Source organism: Nostocoides vanveenii, assembly GCF_039531165.1.
GTDB classification, from domain to species: domain Bacteria; phylum Actinomycetota; class Actinomycetes; order Actinomycetales; family Dermatophilaceae; genus Nostocoides_A; species Nostocoides_A vanveenii.
The window spans coordinates 42,685-61,878 of sequence record NZ_BAAAPN010000028.1 but is presented as its reverse complement, the minus strand read 5'-3'; the positions used below and the strand labels follow the sequence as shown (position 1 = coordinate 61,878).

The 19,194-nt window shown below is 67.5% G+C and carries 19 protein-coding genes; 11 read left to right on the top strand and 8 right to left on the bottom strand.

Going from position 1 to position 19,194, the window contains the following annotated elements; genetic code table 11:
• Positions 1-92: 92 nt before the first annotated feature.
• A complete protein-coding gene (gene trhA, locus ABD209_RS05420) occupies positions 93-809 on the top strand; it encodes a PAQR family membrane homeostasis protein TrhA (protein ID WP_344063192.1) in 717 nt (238 codons plus the stop codon).
• A gap of 84 nt (positions 810-893) precedes the next feature.
• On the opposite strand, the gene ABD209_RS05415 is transcribed toward trhA, so the two are convergent.
• From ABD209_RS05415 to ABD209_RS05395, 5 genes are all read right to left on the bottom strand, one after another.
• Complete coding sequence (locus ABD209_RS05415; RefSeq protein ID WP_425564579.1) at positions 894-1,598, bottom strand: ABC transporter ATP-binding protein; 705 nt, start codon at positions 1,596-1,598, stop codon at positions 894-896.
• Between the two features lie 5 nt (positions 1,599-1,603).
• Positions 1,604-2,440, bottom strand: a complete 837-nt coding sequence (locus ABD209_RS05410; RefSeq protein WP_344063186.1) for an ABC transporter ATP-binding protein — start codon at positions 2,438-2,440, stop codon at positions 1,604-1,606.
• On the bottom strand, positions 2,437-4,152 hold the full coding sequence (locus ABD209_RS05405; RefSeq protein WP_344063183.1) for a branched-chain amino acid ABC transporter permease: 1,716 nt from the start codon (positions 4,150-4,152) through the stop codon (positions 2,437-2,439). Before ABD209_RS05405 ends, ABD209_RS05410 begins: the two co-directional genes overlap by 4 nt.
• Positions 4,149-5,114 carry a branched-chain amino acid ABC transporter permease gene (locus ABD209_RS05400; protein ID WP_344063180.1) on the bottom strand — a complete coding sequence of 322 codons (966 nt, stop codon included), beginning with the start codon at positions 5,112-5,114 and terminating at the stop codon, positions 4,149-4,151. Before ABD209_RS05400 ends, ABD209_RS05405 begins: the two co-directional genes overlap by 4 nt.
• Positions 5,115-5,254: 140 nt before the next feature.
• Positions 5,255-6,484, bottom strand: coding sequence for a branched-chain amino acid ABC transporter substrate-binding protein (locus tag ABD209_RS05395; RefSeq protein ID WP_344063177.1), 1,230 nt, complete (start codon positions 6,482-6,484; stop codon positions 5,255-5,257).
• Between the two features lie 261 nt (positions 6,485-6,745).
• Between ABD209_RS05395 and ABD209_RS05390 the strand changes: the two genes are divergently transcribed.
• The gene (locus ABD209_RS05390) at positions 6,746-7,189 is read left to right on the top strand and encodes a Rieske (2Fe-2S) protein (RefSeq protein WP_344063174.1); all 444 of its coding nucleotides are present in this window, start codon (positions 6,746-6,748) and stop codon (positions 7,187-7,189) included.
• 35 nt (positions 7,190-7,224) lie between these two features.
• Positions 7,225-9,141: an excinuclease ABC subunit UvrC gene (gene uvrC, locus ABD209_RS05385; protein ID WP_344063171.1), complete on the top strand. Its 1,917-nt coding sequence runs from the start codon at positions 7,225-7,227 to the stop codon at positions 9,139-9,141.
• Positions 9,142-9,151: 10 nt separating this feature from the next.
• Here the strand turns inward: uvrC and ABD209_RS05380 are convergent, their stop codons facing one another.
• Positions 9,152-10,147 carry a polysaccharide deacetylase family protein gene (locus tag ABD209_RS05380; protein ID WP_344063167.1) on the bottom strand — a complete coding sequence of 332 codons (996 nt, stop codon included), beginning with the start codon at positions 10,145-10,147 and terminating at the stop codon, positions 9,152-9,154.
• A 96-nt stretch (positions 10,148-10,243) separates the two neighbouring features.
• Here ABD209_RS05380 and rapZ point away from each other — a divergent pair, with 96 nt between their 5' ends.
• From rapZ to ABD209_RS05340, 8 genes are all read left to right on the top strand, one after another.
• Positions 10,244-11,119, top strand: a complete 876-nt coding sequence (gene rapZ, locus ABD209_RS05375) for an RNase adapter RapZ (RefSeq protein WP_344063239.1) — start codon at positions 10,244-10,246, stop codon at positions 11,117-11,119.
• Positions 11,116-12,063, top strand: coding sequence for a gluconeogenesis factor YvcK family protein (locus ABD209_RS05370; protein WP_324385508.1), 948 nt, complete (start codon positions 11,116-11,118; stop codon positions 12,061-12,063). Before rapZ ends, ABD209_RS05370 begins: the two co-directional genes overlap by 4 nt.
• Positions 12,064-12,108: 45 nt before the next feature.
• Positions 12,109-13,089 (top strand): DNA-binding protein WhiA, encoded by a 981-nt coding sequence (whiA, locus tag ABD209_RS05365; protein ID WP_344063163.1) that lies wholly within the window; start codon positions 12,109-12,111, stop codon positions 13,087-13,089.
• A 160-nt stretch (positions 13,090-13,249) separates the two neighbouring features.
• Positions 13,250-14,257: a type I glyceraldehyde-3-phosphate dehydrogenase gene (gap, locus tag ABD209_RS05360; RefSeq protein ID WP_344063160.1), complete on the top strand. Its 1,008-nt coding sequence runs from the start codon at positions 13,250-13,252 to the stop codon at positions 14,255-14,257.
• A 6-nt stretch (positions 14,258-14,263) separates the two neighbouring features.
• Positions 14,264-15,466 carry a phosphoglycerate kinase gene (locus ABD209_RS05355; RefSeq protein WP_344063158.1) on the top strand — a complete coding sequence of 401 codons (1,203 nt, stop codon included), beginning with the start codon at positions 14,264-14,266 and terminating at the stop codon, positions 15,464-15,466.
• Positions 15,463-16,257 (top strand): triose-phosphate isomerase, encoded by a 795-nt coding sequence (gene tpiA / locus ABD209_RS05350; protein ID WP_344063236.1) that lies wholly within the window; start codon positions 15,463-15,465, stop codon positions 16,255-16,257. Before ABD209_RS05355 ends, tpiA begins: the two co-directional genes overlap by 4 nt.
• A 141-nt stretch (positions 16,258-16,398) precedes the next feature.
• A complete protein-coding gene (gene secG, locus ABD209_RS05345) occupies positions 16,399-16,644 on the top strand; it encodes a preprotein translocase subunit SecG (RefSeq protein ID WP_324385504.1) in 246 nt (81 codons plus the stop codon).
• A 99-nt stretch (positions 16,645-16,743) separates the two neighbouring features.
• On the top strand, positions 16,744-17,094 hold the full coding sequence (locus ABD209_RS05340) for an RNA polymerase-binding protein RbpA (RefSeq protein WP_344063155.1): 351 nt from the start codon (positions 16,744-16,746) through the stop codon (positions 17,092-17,094).
• A 193-nt stretch (positions 17,095-17,287) separates the two neighbouring features.
• Here ABD209_RS05340 and pgl read toward each other — a convergent pair whose 3' ends face one another.
• Both pgl and ABD209_RS05330 read right to left on the bottom strand, forming a co-directional pair.
• Positions 17,288-18,010: a 6-phosphogluconolactonase gene (pgl, locus tag ABD209_RS05335; RefSeq protein ID WP_344063152.1), complete on the bottom strand. Its 723-nt coding sequence runs from the start codon at positions 18,008-18,010 to the stop codon at positions 17,288-17,290.
• Positions 18,007-19,194 (bottom strand): glucose-6-phosphate dehydrogenase assembly protein OpcA, encoded by a 1,188-nt coding sequence (locus ABD209_RS05330; RefSeq protein ID WP_344063150.1) that lies wholly within the window; start codon positions 19,192-19,194, stop codon positions 18,007-18,009. Before ABD209_RS05330 ends, pgl begins: the two co-directional genes overlap by 4 nt.

Here is a 19,194-nt window from a genome sequence, read left to right as displayed (position 1 = left end):
CCCACCGACAGCCCCCTTCTTCGTCGCCTCTGCACCACCCACGCTGAGGTGACTGGCCAGTAACCTACGGTTCCGTAGGTTATGGTGGATGCATGAGCGCGTCACAGCCTCGATCGTTCGACCCCACCGCGCTGACCGACGCGGCCGGCGAGATGCTCCAGCAGGTCAAGCCGCGGCTGCGCGGCTGGCTCCACCTGGTCGCAGCCCCCCTGGCCCTGATCGCCGGCATCGTGCTCGTTGCGATGGCTCCGACCACCCAGGCGCGGATCGCCTGCGCGATCTTCGCGGTCGCGGCCACGGTGCTCTTCGGCACCAGCGCCCTCTACCACCGTGGCCGCTGGTCACCGAAGCGGGAGCGCCTACTCAAGCGCCTCGACCACTCCAACATCTTTCTCATCATCGCCGGCAGCTATACCCCGTTCGCGGTCCTCCTGCTCCCACCGAGGCAGGCCGACGTCCTGCTTGCGGTCGTGTGGGCAGGCGCCCTGGCCGGTGTGGCCTTCCGGGTCTTTTGGGTCGGGGCCCCGCGCTGGCTCTACACCCCGGCCTATATCGCACTGGGCTGGACCGCCGTCTTCTATCTGCCGGCCTTCCTCGCGCACGGCGGTGCGGCGGTCTTGACCCTGGTGCTCGTTGGCGGGGTGCTCTACACGATCGGCGGGATCATCTATGGCGTCAAGCGGCCCAACCCGCTCCCGAGCTGGTTCGGCTTCCACGAGGTCTTCCACGCGTTGACGATCGCGGCCTTCATCGTTCACTACGTCGGCGTTTTCCTCGCCCTCTACACAACCGCCGCCCTGATCGCCTGATGGCGACCGCGCCCATGGCCGGATCACCTGTGGGGCTGGGTTCGATGCGAACCCAGCCCCACAGGTCATACCGGCAATGACGCGTCAGTCCTCGCCGAGATAGGCCTTCCGCACGTCGTCGCTGCTCAGCAACTCACGGCCGGTGCCCTGCAGGACGATCTTGCCGACCTCGAGCACATAGCCCATGTTGGCCAGGCGCAGCGCGGCCTGGGCGTTCTGCTCGACCAGCAGCACGGTGGTGCCCTGCTCCTGCAGGGTCCGCACGGTCGTCATGATCCGCTTCATCATCAGCGGCGAAAGACCCATTGACGGCTCGTCGAGCATCATCAGTTTGGGCCGGCTCATCATCGCCCGGCCCATCGCCAGCATCTGCTGCTCGCCGCCGGAGAAGGTGCCCGCCGGCTGCTTCGAGCGCTCCCCGAGAATCGGGAAGAGTTCGTATGCCGCTTGCAGGTCCTTCCCGATCTCGCTGTCGGCGCGCGTGAACGCACCGAGGAGCAGGTTCTCCTCGACCGTCATCGCCGGGAAGATCCGCCGGCCTTCGGGGGAGTGCGCGATGCCCAACTGCACGATCTCGTGCGCCGGCATCTGGTCGATGCGCTTGCCCTGGAAGGTGATCGTTCCGCCCGTCGGTCGCAGCAGCCCGGAGATGGTCCGCAGCGTCGTCGTCTTGCCGGCGCCATTGGTGCCGATCAGCGAAACGACCTGGCCCTCGTCCACGGTGAAGCTGATGCCCTTGACGGCCTTGATCTTGCCGTAGCTGACTTCGAGGTCCTTGACCTCCAGCATGGCGCTCACGCGTCCTCCTCGTCCTCGAGCTCGCTGCCGCCGATGTAGGCCTCGATGACGCGCGGGTCGGACTGGACCTCTCCGGGGGTGCCCCAGATCAGGGCCTCGCCACGCACGAGACAGAGCACTCGGTCGCACAACTGGAAGATGAACCGCATGTCGTGCTCGATGACGACCACGGCGAGCCCAAGGTCCCGGATCCGGAAGATCAGGTCCATCGCCTGGGCAGTCTCCTGCGGATTCATGCCGGCGGTCGGCTCATCGAGCAGGATCAGCTTGGGATCGGTCGCCAATGCGCGCGCGATCTCCAGGCGGCGCTGATCGCCGTAGGGCATATTCCGGGCGAGCAACTCAGCGGATTTCCCAAGACCGACGAACTTCAGCAACTCCAGGGCCCGGGCCCGGGACTCGGCCTCCTCGCGCCGGTACTTCGGGCCGTGAAGGATCGAGGTGAGGGCCGCGGAGGAGGTGCGGCAATAGCGCCCGACCATGACATTTTCCAGCGCGGTCATATTGCCGAAAAGCCGGATGTTCTGGAAGGTGCGCGCCATGCCGGCCTTGACCACGGCCCGCGGCTTGGGAGGCAGCGTCTGACCGTAGAAGGTCACCGTGCCTGAGGTCGGCTTGTACATCCCGGTGAGGCAGTTGAAGAAGGTCGTCTTCCCCGCGCCATTCGGGCCGATCAGCCCGACGATTTCGCCTTCGTGGACGTCGAAGTCGACATTGTTGACGGCGACCAAGCCGCCGAAGCGCATGACGACGCCGCGGGCCTCGAGCACCATGGCGCCGAGCTTGCCGCCGCCCTGCCGTCCAGCGGGCGCGTCCTGCATTGCGGTGTTCATCGCGGTCCCTCCGTGGTCGCTGCGACCTCGAGCAGATGTTCTTGCTGGATTTCCTTCGCGAGTCCTTCGTCCTCGTCGTGGAATTCGAGCTGTCGCCGCTTGCTGGCGATCAGGCCCTCGGGCCGGATCCGCATCATCACCACGAGAAGCAGGCCGAAGATGAGCAGCCGGTACTCGCTGAAGAAGCGCAGCTTCTCGGGGAGCAGCTTCAGGATGGTCGCACCGACCAGCACGCCCGCCACCGTGCCCATACCACCCAGGACGACGGCCGAGAGCAGGAAGGCCGACTCGAGGAAGACGTACTGGTCGGGGCTGACGGCCGTGTCCTGGTGGGCCTTGATCGTCCCGGCCAGGCCGGCGAGGAAGGCGCCACCGGCGAAGGCGAAGAGCTTCAGACCGAAGACATTCACACCCATCGCCTCGGCGGCGCGTTCGTCCTCGCGAATGGCCACCCAACCACGGCCGATGCGGCTGTTGTTGAGGCGGGTGAAGACCAGGATCACGAAGCCGATCAGCAGCAGCAGGATGAAGTAGTAGTTGCTGAAGCGACCGAGTTGCAGACCGAAGATCGTATGCGGCTTGCCGAAGTCGAAGCCGAAGAGCTTCAGGTCCGGGATGCCCGGGATGCCATTGGGACCATTGGTCAAATCCGGACCGTTGTTGCCGTCGAGGTTGAACATCGACAGGCGGAAGATCTCACCGAAGGCCAGCGTCACGATGGCCAGGTAGTCACCGGAAACTCGCAAGGTGGGCGAGCCGATGATCAAACCGAAGATCGCGGCGACGCAGGCGCCGATGAACATCACCAGGATGAACGGCGGCTTGAAGCCGACGGTCGCCGACGCGGCATTCGACATCATGGCCGCGACATACGCGCCGGAGCCGAGGAAGGCGATATAGCCGAGGTCGAGCAGGCCGGCGAGGCCGACGACGATGTTCAGACCGATGGCTGTCGCCGCAAAGATGATCACCTGGGTGGCGATCGACATATTCGCGTCCGACCCGTCCTGCGTGAACGGGAAGAGGAAGGCGACGGCGAAGGCCGCGAGCGTGAGCACCTGACGGTGCCGCGCCCCGACGTACCCGAACCACGTGAAGAAGCCGGCGCGCGCCATCGCCATGACGATGACGCCGAGGACCAGCAGGAAGAGCACGAAGACCCATGCGTCGTCACGACCCAGCACGTATGCCGCGCTGAACAGCGCGAACGCCATCAGGACGACGATCACGAGGATCTCCACCACCGAGCTGACCTGGGTCTTGGCGAGATCGTGCAGGAGTCGCTGCGGGGTCAGGTGGGCACCGACAAACAGCAGCACCGCGCCGGCCAAGGCCACCCAAGCACCGGGATTGATGTTGATCAGCCCGCCGGCCTCGTAAGCGATCGCCAGGATCGACAAGAGGGCGAAGAACACCGCCCCATTGCCGAGGGTGCGCAGGCCGAGCGCGGCGTCGAACCAGTCGCCGAGCCGCTGCAGCGGCCCCTTATGCATGAGAGCGAAGATCAGTGCGACAGCGCCCAGGAAGATCGCGAAGAGCTGGAGTGTCGCCGGCCAGAGGGCGATGGAGATGTCGCCGAGAATGTTTGGGTCGTAGGACCACGAGAGCAGCCCGCTGACGATCAGCAGCACCGAGCCGGCGAGGGCCAACGGCCAGCCCTTGCTCGCGTGCGCGGCTCGGGTTTCCTCCGGGAGGTTGGGCAGCTTGATCATGCGCGATCCACCACCTTGGCGCCGAGGAGGCCCTGCGGCCGGAAGACGAGAACAAGAATGAGGAGCGCGAAGGCCCAGACGTCCTTCCAGGACGACCCACCGAACTGACCGAGGAAGCCCGGCAGCATTCCGGAGTACTGGGTGATCAGCGACTCGGCAACGCCGAGCACCAGGCCACCCACGACGGCACCCTGGATATTGCCGATTCCACCCAGGACGGCCGCGGTGAAGGCTTTCAGACCGGCGATGAAGCCCATCTTGAAGTTGATATTGGTGTTCTGCAGGCCCTGCGCGACGCCGGCGATGGCGGCCAGACCGGCGCCGACGGCGAAGGCCACGACGATGATCCGGTCGACATTGATGCCCATCAGGCGCGCTGTGTCGGGGTCCTGCGAGACCGCGAGCATGCCCCGGCCCACCTTGGTCCGGTTGACGAAGTACCACAGGCCGGCGGCACACATGAGGAGGGCCCCGAAGGTGAAGACGGCCGCGCGTTGAATCGTGACGCCACCGAGGTCAATGGCCGGTCCGGTGACCACATCGATCTGGGGAAAGGGAATCTTCGCCTTCGCCGACGGGAAGTTGGTGCCGGGGATCTTGTCGAAGAAGAGCCGCACGAATTCCTGCAGAAAGACCGAGATACCGATAGCGGTGATCAGCGGTGCTAATCGTGGTGCGTGACGCAACGGCCGGTAGGCCACTCGTTCCATCAGCACCGCCGTGCCGACGGCCGCGATCATCGCGCCGATGATCATGATCGGCAGGACCCACAAGGCGGTCTGGCCCTTGAAGAGCAGGAGGTAGGTGGCAAGGGCTCCGAATGCGCCGATCATGAACACCTCGCCGTGAGCGAAGTTGATCAACTGCACGATGCCGTAAACGACCGTATAGCCGACGGCGATCAGCGCATAGAGAGAGCCCAGCGTCAGCCCGTTGATGAGCTGCTGCAGGAAGGTAGTCACCCTGTGGACACTCCTTCGTTGGGTCGGGGGGCGAACGTGACGGTGGTCACGTTGGGGAGAAACCTAGCGATAAAGCACGTCGGTGGGGAGCAGGCCACGCTGCCCCCCACCGACGATCAGTTATTGCGGATCGCGATCGATCACTTGAACTCGGAGGTGTCCTCCGCGACCCAGGCGCCTCCCGAGACCTTGTAAACAGTCAAGACCTTGGTCGTGGTGTCGCCGAATTCGTCGAACGCCACCTTGCCGGTCACACCGTCGAAGCTGACCTTGCCCAGGTCGGTCACGGTGTTGGCGCGGGCATCCGCGACGCTGCCGGCGTCCTTGAGGCTGACCTTGAGTGCGTTGATGATCGCGTTGGCCGCGTCATACGCGTAGCCGCCGTAGGCCGCCGACGGGTCGGAGTAGCCCGCGCTCTTGTACTGCTCGAGGAACTTCTTGCCCGACTCGGTGCTGTCGGTCGGGGCGCCGACCGACGTTGCGAGGTCGCCCTCGGAGGTCTTGCCGGCGAGCTCGATGTACTTGCCGTCGAAGATCCCGTCGCCACCCATCAGCGGGATGCTCAGGCCCTGGGCCTTCATCTGCTGGCTCAGCGGGCCCGCGTTCGGGTACTCGCCTCCGTAGTATAGGGCCTTCGGTCCCTTCGGCTTGATGGCGGAGACGACCGCGTCGTACTTGTCCTCGTCGGGGTTGATGGTCTCGGCCGCGACGATGGTGCCGCCGAGCTTCTTGAACTCTTCGGTGAAGGCTGCGACCAGACCCTGGCCGTAGGCCTTCTTGTCGTGGACGGTCGCGACCTCCTTGATGCCGGCCTTCTCGAAGAGGTAGCGCGCGGCGAAGGGACCCTGCACGGCGTCCGTAGTGCAGGTGCGGAAGTAGGTCGGGAAGGGCCGCTTCGGGTTGGCGGCATCGTCACCCTTGGTCAGCGAGACACCGGTGTTGGCCGGCGAGACCTGCACGATGTTCGCGGAGGCGAGGACCGGCTGGACCTGTAGGGCGACCGAGGAGTTCAGGGTTCCGACGACGCCGATGACGTCCTTGTCGCCGGCCAGCTTGGTGGCGGCATTCTTGCCCACATCGGCTGTGGCCTGGTCGTCCTCGGCGGCGAGCTCGAGCTTCCAGCCGGGAATGGCGTTGGCGTCGTTGGCCTGCTTGATGGCCAGGTCTACGGAGTTCTTGATGCCGAGGCCGAGGGCGGCCAGGTCACCGGAGAGCGGGGCGATGACGCCGATCTTGGCGACCTTCGAGCTGCTGTTACCGCCACCGGAGCCGCTGGTGGTATCGGAGCCACCGCGCGAGCCGCAGGCAGAAAGCATGAGCGACGCGGCAAGGACAGTGGCGCCGACGGACGCGACGGAGCGCTTGGACACGGGGATTCCTCCTGGTTAAACGATCTGACGAGAACGACCTCGTCGGCACCGTCTCGGGACGGAGCAAGGGCACAGTAGCCGCAAAAAGTCGCGCCGCAATACGCCTCGCCGCTCGCGTGTCCCTCTCGTTATGCCAAAACCGGAGATTTAACGGTCAAGAAACAATGGGGAGCGGAAGATGGCCCGCTCAGCGGCATCCGGTAGCGTCCACTCGCCCGTTACCTCCGACGGCAAGTCGCCGCCACCTGAAAGGACGCACGTATGACCGATACCTCCCCCCACGGCGATCCCTCCAACGCGCGCCGAGCCGTTCTCGGGATGGGGGCGGGTGGGCTCGTTGTCCTTGCCGCCTCGGCGTGCGGTTCCGAATCCTCCTCGCCCACGAGCGCTGGCGCGGGTGCTTCATCCGGCTCCTCGGCCGGCGGCACGCGGGTCCGCAAGGACCAGGTCCCGGAGGGCGGCGGCGTCCTCCTGTCCGCGGAGAAGGTCGTGGTCACCCAGCCCACCGCGGGTCAGTTCAAGGCCTTCTCTGCGATCTGCACGCACCAGGGCTGCCCGGTCGACTCCGTGGCCAAGACCATCGGGTGTTCGTGTCACGGCAGCCAGTTCGCCATCGCGGACGGTGCCGTCGTTCAAGGACCCGCCACGCAGCCGTTGCCCGCCAAGACCGCAACGGTTGACGGCGACTTCGTCACGGTGACCTGACGGGGGCTGTCGGCGAGCCCGCATACAGTGCAGGAGTGGCTGATCCGACGACCTACCGACCGGCACCGGGAAGCATCCCGGTCGACCCGGGGGTCTATCGGTTCCGCGATCAGCACGGCCAGGTCATCTATGTCGGCAAGGCCAAGTCCTTGCGCTCACGCCTGTCCTCCTACTTCCAGGACATCGGCGGATTGCACCCACGCACTGCACGCATGGTCCGCACCGGCGCATCCGTCGAATGGACCGTCGTGGCAAACGAGGTGGAGGCACTCCAACTCGAGTACAGCTGGATCAAGGAGTTCGATCCGCGCTTCAACGTCAAATACCGCGACGACAAGTCCTACCCCTATCTCGCGGTGACGATGGGGGAGGAGTTCCCCCGAGCTCAGGTATTGCGAGGCTCCAAACGTCCCGGCACCCGCTATTTCGGGCCCTATGCCCACGCCTGGGCCATCCGCGAGACGCTCGATCAGTTGCTCAGGGTCTTTCCCGTCCGCACGTGCAGCGCCGGTGTCTTCAAGCGAGCCGGCCAGGTTGGCCGACCGTGCCTGCTCGGCTATATCGACAAGTGCTCGGCTCCTTGTGTCGGCCGGGTGGACGCCGATACCCATCGTCAGATCGCCGAGGACTTCTGCGACTTCATGGCCGGCAACACCGGCCGCTTCGTGAAGTCACTGACCGAACAGATGAAGCAGGCCGCAGCCGAGCTCGACTTCGAGCGCGCCGCGCGGCTGCGCGACGACATCGCGGCCATGACCAAGGCGCTGGAACGATCGGCCGTGGTGTTCACCGACGCGACCGACGCCGACGTCTTTGCGGTTGCCGAGGACCGGCTCGAGATGGCCGTCCAGGTCTTCCACGTGCGTGGCGGCCGGGTCCGCGGCCAGCGAGGATGGGTCGCCGAGATGGATGCCGAGAGCGTCCCGGAGCTTATGGAGCGATTGCTCATGCAGGTCTACGGGGCCGAATCGGCCGAGGGCATCCCGCGCGAAGTCCTGCTGCCCGTGCTGCCCCCGGAGCCCGCCGCGATGTCGGAGTTGCTCGGCTCCATCCGCGGGGCCAAGGTCGCCTTGCGGGTGCCGCAGCGCGGCGACAAGAAGACGCTCATGGAGACCGTCCAGCGCAATGCCGACCAGTCCCTGGCCAGGCACAAGGTCGCGCGGGCCGGTGACCTGTCCGCCCGCGCGCAGGCCCTCGAGGAACTCACCGAGCACCTCGGGCTCGATCAGGCCCCGCTGCGGATCGAATGCTTCGATGTCAGCCACGTCCAGGGCACCAATGTCGTCGCCTCGATGGTCGTCTTCGAGGACGGACTGGCCCGCAAGTCCGAGTATCGCCGGTTCATCGTCCGAGGAGAGGCCGTGGACGACACGGCCGCAATGCGCGAAGTCCTCACCCGGCGCTTCCAGCGCTATCTCACTGAGCGCACCGAAACCGAGGACGGACGCGCCAAGAAGTTCGCCTATCCGCCCAATCTCCTGGTGGTCGACGGCGGGCAGCCGCAGGCGAATGCCGCCGGCGCCGTCCTGCGCGAGTTGGGCGTCGTCGACGTCGCTGTGGTCGGGCTCGCCAAGCGACTGGAAGAGGTATGGCTGCCCGACGACGATTTCCCGGTCATCCTCCCGCGCGGAAGCGAGGGGCTCTACCTGCTCCAGCGCGTCCGCGACGAAGCGCACCGGTTCGCCATCACCTTTCACCGCGAACGTCGCAGCAAGGCGATGACCGTGAGCGGTCTGGACGGCATACCAGGTCTGGGTAAGTCGCGGCAGGCCGCGCTGCGGCGGCATTTCGGGTCGATGACGAAGATCCGGGCGGCGAGCGCCGAGGAAATCGCCGACGTCCCCGGCATCGGTCCCACGCTGGCGGGGACCATCGCCGCGCACCTCGGTGCCGCGGCCGATCAGGTGGAGCCGGCCGTCAACCTCACCACCGGCGAGGTCCTGGCCGACTGATCCGCACGCCTCACCGCGCAACGACCTTGGCGCTCATCCAGTCGCTGACGCGCACGACCGCGATCCGCCCCGCGTCGCGCAACCCGGTGAGGTGATCGAGGAAGCCGCTCAACTGACCCAGGTCGTAACGGTCCTGCCCACCCTGGCCGACGAGGTGGGCGGTATGCAGGCCCAGGATCGCTCCGTGCCCCCGGGCGATCGCGGCCGCGACGCACAATCCACCGAAGCCGCCCGCTGGGTCGCCGCCTGACTGCAGGCCGGCGCCATGAGGGAAATCCAGCCATTGCCTCCCCGGGACCGGGACCGGATGCCCGTCCCGCGGCCAGGTGATCACCGGCCCCACAGCGTCCTGCGGACGGGGATCCTGGCCCAGCGCCCACGCATGATCGTTCAGGATGGATCTACCCGCGACGCTCGACTGATAGTCGGCGATGCCCCGCGCCTGCGGTGGGGTCTTCAGCGCCAGACCCGGGTAGTCGGAGCCCGGCGGCACCCAGCCCTGCACCACGCGAGCGGGCGGCGCAGACCGGAGCCGGGCCAGGGATCCGGTGATCTCCGCATCGACCGCAGCGGGGTCGGTGATGTCCCGGTGGCTGGCTCCGTGATTGGCCATCTCCACCAACGCGGAGGGCAGCGCGGCGACATTCGCCCACGACAGGCCGGTCGACCACGGGGCATACATATAGCCGTCATCGACGGTGTCGGCGTTCAGCGCCGAGGTCCAGGGCAAGCGGCGTGCGGCCAGCAGAGAGACCAGGATCTCCAACGTCGGGCGGGGGTAGTCGTCGATGGTGAGGGCGACCACTGCGGGAGAAATCGGTGGTTCGGGTGCCGGGAGAGCAGGCGTGGTTGTCCCCGTTGCTGCGGACCCGGACGTCGGTGGCACGCCGATGACGAGGTGGGCGACGGCTCGGGCGCCGGTCGGGTGCAGGCGCCGAGCACGCTCGCGGCGGCCACGGCGAGGGCGCTCCGGCGCGGCATACGTCGCAGGTCGTCGCTCGGGCACATGGTCACCAACCGTAAGTGCTCGGGTGTCGCCTGGGTGGCCCGGATAGGGTGACGACGAGCACCGACCGTGTCGAGGAGGCCGGCAGTGAAGGGCATGGAGATCGACTTCATCATCGTCACCGGGATGAGCGGAGCCGGCCGGTCCACCGTGGCCCGGGTGATGGAAGATCTCGGTTGGTATGTCGTCGACAACCTCCCGGGCGCGCTGATCCTCGACCTCGTCCAACTCGCGTCGCGTCTGCAGAGGGAACGCGGCAGCGATGCCGCTCGCACCCGGGTCGCTGCCGTGGTGGATGTGCGAGCGCGCGAGTTCAATGTCACCTTGAGCGAGGCGATCGGCGACCTCGAACGGCGCGGTTGGACGCCGAATGTCATCTTCCTCGACGCCACCGATGAGGCCCTGGTGCGCCGCTTTGAGAGTGTCCGACGGCCGCACCCGCTCCAGGGGGAGGGCCGACTTCTGGACGGCATCCACGAGGAGAGAGCACTCCTCCACGATGTGCGCGCGATGGCCAGCGTCGTCCTCGACACCAGCGGCCTGAACGTTCATCAGCTGACGCGGAAGGTGACACCGCTCTTTGCCATCTCCGAGGAGCGGACGCGGGTGGCGGTGCTCTCGTTCGGGTTCAAGTACGGCGTGCCCTTGGACGCCGACTTCGTCTTCGACATGCGCTTCCTGCCCAATCCGTTCTGGGTTCCACAGTTGCGTCATCACACCGGCATCGAGGCGCCGGTGTCGGAGTTCGTCTTCGCGCAGGACGGCGCCGCCGAATTCGTCGAGAAGGTGGTCTCGCTCATGGAAACCGTCACCGAGGGGTATGCCCGCGAGGGGCGCCGGTATGCCACCGTCGCCGTCGGCTGTACCGGTGGCAAACACCGCTCGGTCGCCGTTGCGGAGCGTCTCGCTGCCGAACTGACCGGCCCCCGGCTCTCGACCTTCGTCGTGCACCGCGATCTGGGGCGCGAGTGAACGCCCCGGTTGTCGTCGCCCTCGGCGGCGGGCACGGCCTGGCCGCCTCGCTGACCGCGCTGCGGCTGGTGTGCGATCGAATCACGGCCGTCGTCACGGTCGCCGACAACGGCGGGTCGAGTGGGCGGCTGCGCGAAGAGTTCGGCGTGCTCCCGCCCGGCGACCTGCGGATGGCGCTGGCGGCCCTGTGTGATGACACGCAATGGGGCCACCAGTGGCGCGATGTCCTGCAGCACCGCTTTTCCGGGGACGGGCCGCTCGGGGGACATGCTCTCGGCAATCTGTTGATCGTCGCGCTGTGGGATCTCGACCCCGAGCCGGTCCACGGGCTCGACCTGGTCGGACGGCTGCTCAATGCGCACGGCCGGGTGCTGCCCATGGCCGCGGTCCCCCTGGAGATCACCGCTCAGGTGGCCATGGATCCCGAGCGACCCGGGAACCTGGTCGCGGTCGTGGGCCAGCAGCAGGTTGCGCGAACGGCGGGGCAGGTGCAGTCGGTCGCCCTGCACCCCAGCGATCCACCGGCACATGCCGGCACGCTCGCCGCCTTGATGGAAGCCGACTGGATCGTTCTCGGACCTGGGAGTTGGTTCACCTCGGTCCTGCCGCACCTTCTCGTTCCGGCGCTCAAACAGGCCCTGCAGGACAGTCCGGCGCGCAAGATGCTGACCTTGAACCTGGAGATGCAGACCAAGGAGACTCTCGGCTATTCCGCTGTGCGCCACATCGATTCGCTTCGTATGCATGCGCCCGGGCTGCGCTTCGACGTCGTCCTCGCCGATCCATCGATCGTCGAGGACGAGGACGAGTTGCGAGCCGCTGTCGCTAGCCTCGGTGCCGCGCTCCTGGTCACGCCGGTCTCCTCGCCGCGCACTCCGGGTGCGCACGATCCGCTGCGGCTCGCGGCCGCCTATCGCGACATCTTCGGCGGCCACGAGGTCTGACTTCCCAGGGACGCCGACCCTCGCCGGGGATGGCAGGATGGGCCGATGGCCATGACCGCATCCGTGAAAGACGAACTGAGTCGTCTCGAGGTGACGAAGTCCTGCTGCCGCAAGGCAGAGGTGGCCGCAATGTTGCGTTTTGCCGGGGGTCTGCACATCATCGGCGGCCGGATCGTTGTCGAAGCCGAGCTCGACACCCCCAATGTCGCGCGGCGGTTGCGCCGCGAGATCCACGAGCTCTATGGGCATCGCAGCGAGGTGCTTGTGCTCGCCGCGGGCGGCCTGCGCCGCGGCAGCCGGTATGTCGTCCGCGTCATCGAAGGCGGTGAGGCCCTGGCCCGCCAGACGGGCCTGATCGATCCGCGCGGGCGGCCGGTGCGCGGGCTGCCACCCAAGGTCGTCGGCGGCTCCGTGTGCGACTCGGTCGCCGCGTGGCGTGGTGCCTTCCTCGCGCACGGCTCGCTGACCGAGCCCGGTCGCAGTTCGGCACTGGAGATCACCTGCCCGGGGCCCGAGGCGGCCCTCGCGCTCGTCGGGGCCGCGCGGCGGCTCGAGATCCCCGCGAAGGCGCGCGATGTGCGCGGCATCGACCGGGTCGTCATACGGGACGGCGACGCGATCGGCGCGATGTTGACGCGGATGGGAGCACACGAGGCCGTGCTTGTGTGGGAGGAGCGGCGGATGCGCCGCGAGGTACGCGCCACGGCCAACCGTCTCGCGAACTTCGACGATGCCAACCTGCGTCGCTCGGCACGCGCCGCGGTGGCGGCGGGCGCCCGCGTTCAGCGAGCGCTGGAGATCCTCGGCGACGATGTGCCGGATCACCTTCGTGTGGCTGGGGACCTGCGCGTCGCCAACAAGCAGGCCTCGCTGGAGGAGTTGGGCGGCCTGGCCGATCCGCCGATGACCAAGGACGCTGTCGCGGGGCGAATCCGCCGCCTGCTGGCGATGGCCGACAAGCGAGCCGCGGAGCTCGGCATACCGGACACCGAGGCCTCGCTGACCCTCGACATGCTCGATTCCTGACCGCTTCCGACGGCCGGTCGACAGGCGAGACGAACGGCGTCGTTGTGTCCGATCCGTGGGCGACGTGCGGCCTGTCACACCGTCGCAATAAGCTGGGGAGTGGATCGGGTGAACGCACTGCCGCGTCACCAACACCCCTATCGGAAGGCAAGGCTTTCGCATGACTGTTCGCGTTGGCATCAACGGCTTCGGCCGCATCGGCCGCAACTTTTTCCGAGCCGTGCTGGACTCAGGTGCAGACGTCGAGATCGTCGCGGTCAACGACCTGACCGACAACAAGACGCTCGCCACCCTGCTCAAGTACGACTCCGTGCTGGGCCGCCTGGACGGTGACGTCACCTATGACGACGAGTCGATCACCGTGGACGGCAAGTCCTTCAAGGTCTTCGCCGACCGTGACCCGGCCAACCTGGACTGGAAGTCGGTCGGCGCCGACATCGTCATCGAGTCCACCGGCTTCTTCACCGACGCGACCAAGGCCAAGGCCCACATCAACGGTGGCGCCAAGAAGGTCATCATCTCCGCGCCGGCCAAGAACGAGGACGCCACCTTCGTCATGGGCGTCAACGACGGCGACTACGACCCGGAGAAGCACAACATCATCTCCAACGCCTCGTGCACGACCAACTGCCTCGCCCCGATGGCCAAGGCGCTCAACGACGAGCTCGGTATCGTCCGCGGCCTGATGACGACCATCCACGCCTACACCGGCGACCAGAACCTCCTGGACGGCCCGCACAAGGACCTGCGTCGCGCCCGCGCCGCCGCCCTCAACATCGTCCCGACCACGACCGGTGCGGCGAAGGCCGTGGCCTTGGTGCTGCCCGAGCTCAAGGGCAAGCTCGACGGCTACGCCCTGCGCGTGCCCACCCCGACCGGGTCCGCCACCGACCTGACCTTCGAGGCCAGCCGCGAGACCACGGTCGAGGAGGTCAACGCGATCGTCAAAAAGGCCGCGGAGTCCGGACAGCTCAAGGGCTACCTCAAGTACTCCGAGGACCCCATCGTGTCGATGGACATCGTCACCGACCCGGCATCCTGCATCTTCGACGCGCCGCTGACCAAGGTCATCGGCAACCAGGTCAAGGTCGTCGGCTGGTACGACAACGAGTGGGGCTACTCCAACCGGCTCGTTGACCTGGTCAACCTCGTGGGCAAGAGCCTCTGATCCACCATGGGTGACCTGGCTTCGCTGGGCGACCTGCGCGGCAAACGCGTCCTCGTCCGGTCCGACCTGAACGTCCCCCTTGACGGGACCACGATCACCGACGACGGGCGCATCCGGGCCTCGTTGCCGACCATCAAGGCCCTGACCGAGGCGGGCGCACGCGTGATCGTGTGCGCGCACCTTGGCCGTCCCAAGGGCGCTCCCGAGACCAAGTATTCGCTGGCCCCGGTGGCCGCGCGGCTTTCCGAGCTGCTCGGCGCGCCGGTCACGTTCGCCGACGACACCGTCGGCCCCTCCGCGCAAGCTGCGGTCGACGGCCTCGCCGACGGTGGCGTCGTGCTCTTGGAGAACCTCCGCTTCAACGTGGGGGAGACGGCCAAAACCGACGAGGAACGCGCGGAGTTCGCGGGCGCCCTCGCCGGCCTAGCGGATGCCTATGTCTCCGACGGCTTCGGTGTCGTGCACCGCAAGCAAGCGAGCGTGTACGACGTCGCGACGATCCTGCCGTCCGCGATGGGTGGGCTCGTGGCCGCCGAGGTGGACGTGCTCAAGCGGCTGACCGAGGACCCGCAGCGCCCATATGTCGTGGTGCTCGGCGGAGCCAAGGTGGCCGACAAGCTCGCCGTCATCGACAACCTGCTCGGTAAGGCCGACCGCCTGCTGATCGGTGGCGGGATGCTCTTCACCTTTCTCGCCGCCCAGGGCCACGAGATCGGCAAGAGCCTCTTCGACGAGGCGAGCGTCGACGCGTGCAAGGGCTATCTCGAGCGCGCCGCGGCCGAGGGTGTCGAGCTGGTCCTGCCCGTCGACATCGTGTGCGGCACGGACTTCAGCGCCGACACCGAGGCCGCCGTCGTCGCCGCTGACGCGATCCCCGCCGACATGATGGGTCTCGACATCGGCCCGGAGTCGGCCGCGCTCTACGCGAGCAAGCTCGCCGACGCCAAGACGGTCTTCTGGAACGGCCCGATGGGTGCCTTCGAGATGGCCCCCTTCGCTGCCGGCACCAAGGCCGTCGCCCAGGCGCTCGTCGACGCGACCTCGGCCGGCGCGCTCACCGTCGTCGGTGGCGGCGACTCGGCGGCCGCCGTGCGGCAGCTCGGGTATGCCGACTCCGACTTTGGCCACATCTCCACCGGTGGCGGGGCATCCCTCGAATACCTCGAGGGCAAGACGCTCCCCGGCATCGCCATTCTGGAAGGCAAATAATGTCCCGTACTCCCCTGATGGCGGGGAACTGGAAGATGAACCTCGATCACATCGAGGCGACTCATCTCGTGCAGAAGTTGGACTGGAGCCTTCAGGACGCCAAGCACGACTACGGCTCCGTCGAGGTCGCGGTCTGTCCGCCCTTCACCGACATCCGCACCGTCCAGAGCCTGGTCGACGGCGACAAGATGTCGATCAAGTACGGCGCGCAGGACCTCTCCGTCCATGACAGCGGCGCCTACACCGGTGAGATCAGCGGCGCCTTCCTGGCCAAGCTCGGGTGCACCTATGTGATTGTCGGGCACAGCGAACGCCGCGAATACCACGACGAGAGCGACGCTGTCGTCGCGGACAAGTTGATCGCGGCATACCGCTATGGGTTGACGCCGATCTTCTGCTGCGGCGAAGGCCTCGAGGTGCGCAAGGCCGGCAACCAGGTCGCGCACGTGCTCGACCAGGTCCGCGCCGGCCTGTCCCAGCTGACCCCGGAGCAGGTGCGATCCGTCGTCATCGCCTACGAACCCATCTGGGCGATCGGCACCGGCGAGGTCGCCACGCCGGAGGACGCGCAGGAGGTGTGCGGGGCGATCCGGGGCGAACTCGCCGAGCTCTACTCCGGCGACACCGCGGACGGCATTCGCATCCTGTATGGCGGCTCGGTCAAGTCCGGCAACATCGCCGCGATCATGGCCGGCCCCGACGTCGACGGCGCGCTCGTGGGTGGAGCATCGCTGGACGCACCGGAGTTTGCGGCGATCTGCCGCTACCAGTCGCACCTGACGGCGAGCTGACCGTCCCGGTCCCATCGACGACGGCGCGGGAACCAGGCATTCCCGCGCCGTCGTTGGGTCGAGGTGGGTGCTGCGGGGTATCCTGCCCGAGGCCGGTTTCGGCTGCTCGTGGCGTTCGAGAAGACGTGAAAGGCTGATGGCGTGGACGCGGTCCGAATCGGTTTGCAGGTGTTGCTGGTGATTTCCGGTGGCTTCCTGACTCTGCTCATCTTGTTGCACAAGGGCAAGGGCGGCGGCGTCTCGGACATGTTCGGCGGCGGACTGTCGACCTCGATGAGCTCCTCATCGGTGGCCGAGAAGAACCTCACCCGCATCACTATCGTCATCGCCTTGATCTGGACGACGGCGATCGTCGGCATCGGGCTGATCGACCGCTTCAACACGTGATCGGCGGGGCGGCGGCCCCCATCTGCACCACCCCCGGGTCGCGGACCCGGACGTTTCGCACAATGTGATCGCTCGGCTCAGAGAGGATGCCAGGGACATATGGCTGGTGGTAACGCAATTCGTGGGAGCCGGGTCGGCGCCGGACCGATGGGCGAGGCCGAGCGCGGTGAGGTTGCCGCCCGGGTGTTCGTCTCCTATTACTGCGCCAATGGGCATGAAACCCGGCCGAGTTTCGCGCAGGAAGCCGGGCTGCTGCTTCCCGAGTTGTGGGACTGCCCCCGATGCGGTCTCCCCGCGGGTCAGGACCACGAGAACCCGCCGACCGCGCCCAAGGTCGAGCCCTACAAGACCCACCTGGCCTATGTGAAGGAGCGCCGCTCCGACACCGACGGCGCCCAGATACTCGACGAGGCGCTCGAATCCCTGCGCGGACGCGGCCTGATCCGCTGAAGCCTCATATCGGCAGACGGCACCCTCGTCCACCAATATTGCTATCCGTCCGAGTTCATCATCGACCCGCCAAAGCTGTCCGCCGACAGCTATGCGGTGAGCGACGTCGCTAAGGACGTGGGCGCATCCATGAATCTTCCCGTCGTTCGCTGAAGTCCGTCAATGGCCGCAAGCTCAAGCTCGGGAGGCAGGCTCACCCTGCGGCGTCGGCGTCGAGCAGCCACAAGGTCTCGGCGTCGCCGTGCACCTGGGCCGCTGTTGAGATCTCGGGGGCGGCACCGGCTAGCCCGTTGCGCACCGCCTCGGCCTTGTCCGCGCCGGCCACGATGAACCACACCCGTTGCGATCGGGCGAGGCACTCGAGGGTCAACGACACGCGGGTGGGCGGCGGCTTGGGCGAGTCATGCACCGCCACCGCGATCGCCTCCGCGCTCAGCTGCGCCGGGTGACCGGGGAAGAGCGAGGCGACGTGCCCGTCCGGACCGACGCCGAGGATCATCACATCCCAGGCGCCCGAGCCCGCCGCCCGCAACTCCTCGCCGTACGCCAGCGCGCTCGCCTCGGGGGACGCGCTAGTGTCCGGCCCCGCCACCCGGTGCACATTCTGCGGCGGGAGCCCCAGGGCGGCGAGACCCGCCGCGTCGTTCTGGGTGTCATTGCGGTCGGGGTCGCCGGCCGGCAGATAGCGCTCGTCGCCCCACCACACGTGCACGTGCGACCAATCGACCAGATCACGCAGCGGGGAGTGGGCCACCGCGGCCCAGAGCGCCGATCCCATCGAGCCGCCGGTCGCCGAGATGTGAACCGTTTCTCGGGCCGTTTGCACGTCCTGGAGGGCGAGGACGAGGCGGGCGGCCGCGCCGTCGGCCAGGGCCTGCTTGCCGGGATGGACAACTACCCGCGCGGGCGCACTCACTTCGCGTCTCCGATGGCCTTTTTGACCGCGCGGGACTTGGGCGCGGCTGGGGCGTCGTGCTCGGTCTTGGGCGAGGCCGCAAGCTTCTCGGCAGTGGCGACCTGAACCGCCTTGGGGTCGTCGACTTCGGGCGGCATCGTCGTGACCATGGAGGCGGCCTTCCCGAGCCGGGAGCGGCGCCGGACCCGCGCAGCGATCTTCGCGGCCTCGGCCTCCGAGGTCACCAGCCCCGCACGAACGGCAGTGCTCTGGGTGACGGTCTTGGACCCGACCTTGGGCCACCCCAGGCGCAGGGCGTCCTCGTAGACCTCGTCCTCATCGAGCCGCCGCAACTCATCCGCCAGGCACTCGGCGTCCTTGCGGTGCGGCAGGGCAATGGTCCGCTCGGGTTGATCGGTCTGCATCAACGTGGCGACATTGCCGTCTTGCGGCCGCACCAGGTCGATGGTCCCGGCCTTGCGGGTCAGCCGAACCGAGATGATGCCGCTGCCGGTCGTGGCCCGGGCCAGTGACACGGGGCACCTGAGGCTCTGGGCGAGCCAGCCGGCCAGCAGGTCACCCGATGGGGAATCCGGGGACGCGACGACGAGCGCCTCGGTGACCTGCTCGTATGGTGCTTGGTCCAGAGCCGCCGCGAGCAAGCCGCGCCACAGAGTGATCCGCGACCACGCCAGGTCGGTGTCGCCAGAGGTGTACGTGTCGGCGAGCCGGGCGAGGACCGTCTTCGGCTTGACGCCCGCCCGCGAGGCATCGGTGATCCGGCGCTGCGCCATCGCCCCGATCGGGTCGGTGCCCGCGTCCTTGGGCTGGGTGCCCGGCCACCAGGCGACGATGGGCGAGTCGGCTAACAGGAGCGGGATGACGACCGAACGGCCTTGATCGGTCAGCGGGCCGTAGAGCCGCAGGACGACGACCTCGCTGGCGCCCGCGTCGCCGCCGAGACGGATCTGAGCGTCGAGGCGGGCGGAGCCGCGCTTGTTGGCCGAGACCACCACGATGATGCGGCACGGGTGCAGGCGGCTGGCGCGGTTGGCCGTCTCGATGGCCTGGTTGGCGTCGGCCTCGTCGGTGATGACCACCAGGGTCAACACCCGGGACAAGGCCATCGCACCTACGTCATCGCGCAGGGTGACCAGTCGCTTGGAGATCGCGCTGGTCGTGGTGCTGGGCAGGTCGACGATCAC

Bases quoted from the DNA above. Each gene is read 5' to 3' on its own strand.
- trhA (WP_344063192.1), top strand. From the start codon at position 93: ATGAGCGCGTCACAGCCTCGATCGTTCGACCCCACCGCGCTGACCGAC.
- ABD209_RS05415 (WP_425564579.1), bottom strand. From the start codon at position 1,598: ATGCTGGAGGTCAAGGACCTCGAAGTCAGCTACGGCAAGATCAAGGCC.
- ABD209_RS05410 (WP_344063186.1), bottom strand. From the start codon at position 2,440: ATGAACACCGCAATGCAGGACGCGCCCGCTGGACGGCAGGGCGGCGGC.
- ABD209_RS05405 (WP_344063183.1), bottom strand. From the start codon at position 4,152: ATGATCAAGCTGCCCAACCTCCCGGAGGAAACCCGAGCCGCGCACGCG.
- ABD209_RS05390 (WP_344063174.1), top strand. From the start codon at position 6,746: ATGACCGATACCTCCCCCCACGGCGATCCCTCCAACGCGCGCCGAGCC.
- rapZ (WP_344063239.1), top strand. From the start codon at position 10,244: ATGGAGATCGACTTCATCATCGTCACCGGGATGAGCGGAGCCGGCCGG.
- whiA (WP_344063163.1), top strand. From the start codon at position 12,109: ATGGCCATGACCGCATCCGTGAAAGACGAACTGAGTCGTCTCGAGGTG.
- gap (WP_344063160.1), top strand. From the start codon at position 13,250: ATGACTGTTCGCGTTGGCATCAACGGCTTCGGCCGCATCGGCCGCAAC.
- ABD209_RS05355 (WP_344063158.1), top strand. From the start codon at position 14,264: ATGGGTGACCTGGCTTCGCTGGGCGACCTGCGCGGCAAACGCGTCCTC.
- ABD209_RS05340 (WP_344063155.1), top strand. From the start codon at position 16,744: ATGGCTGGTGGTAACGCAATTCGTGGGAGCCGGGTCGGCGCCGGACCG.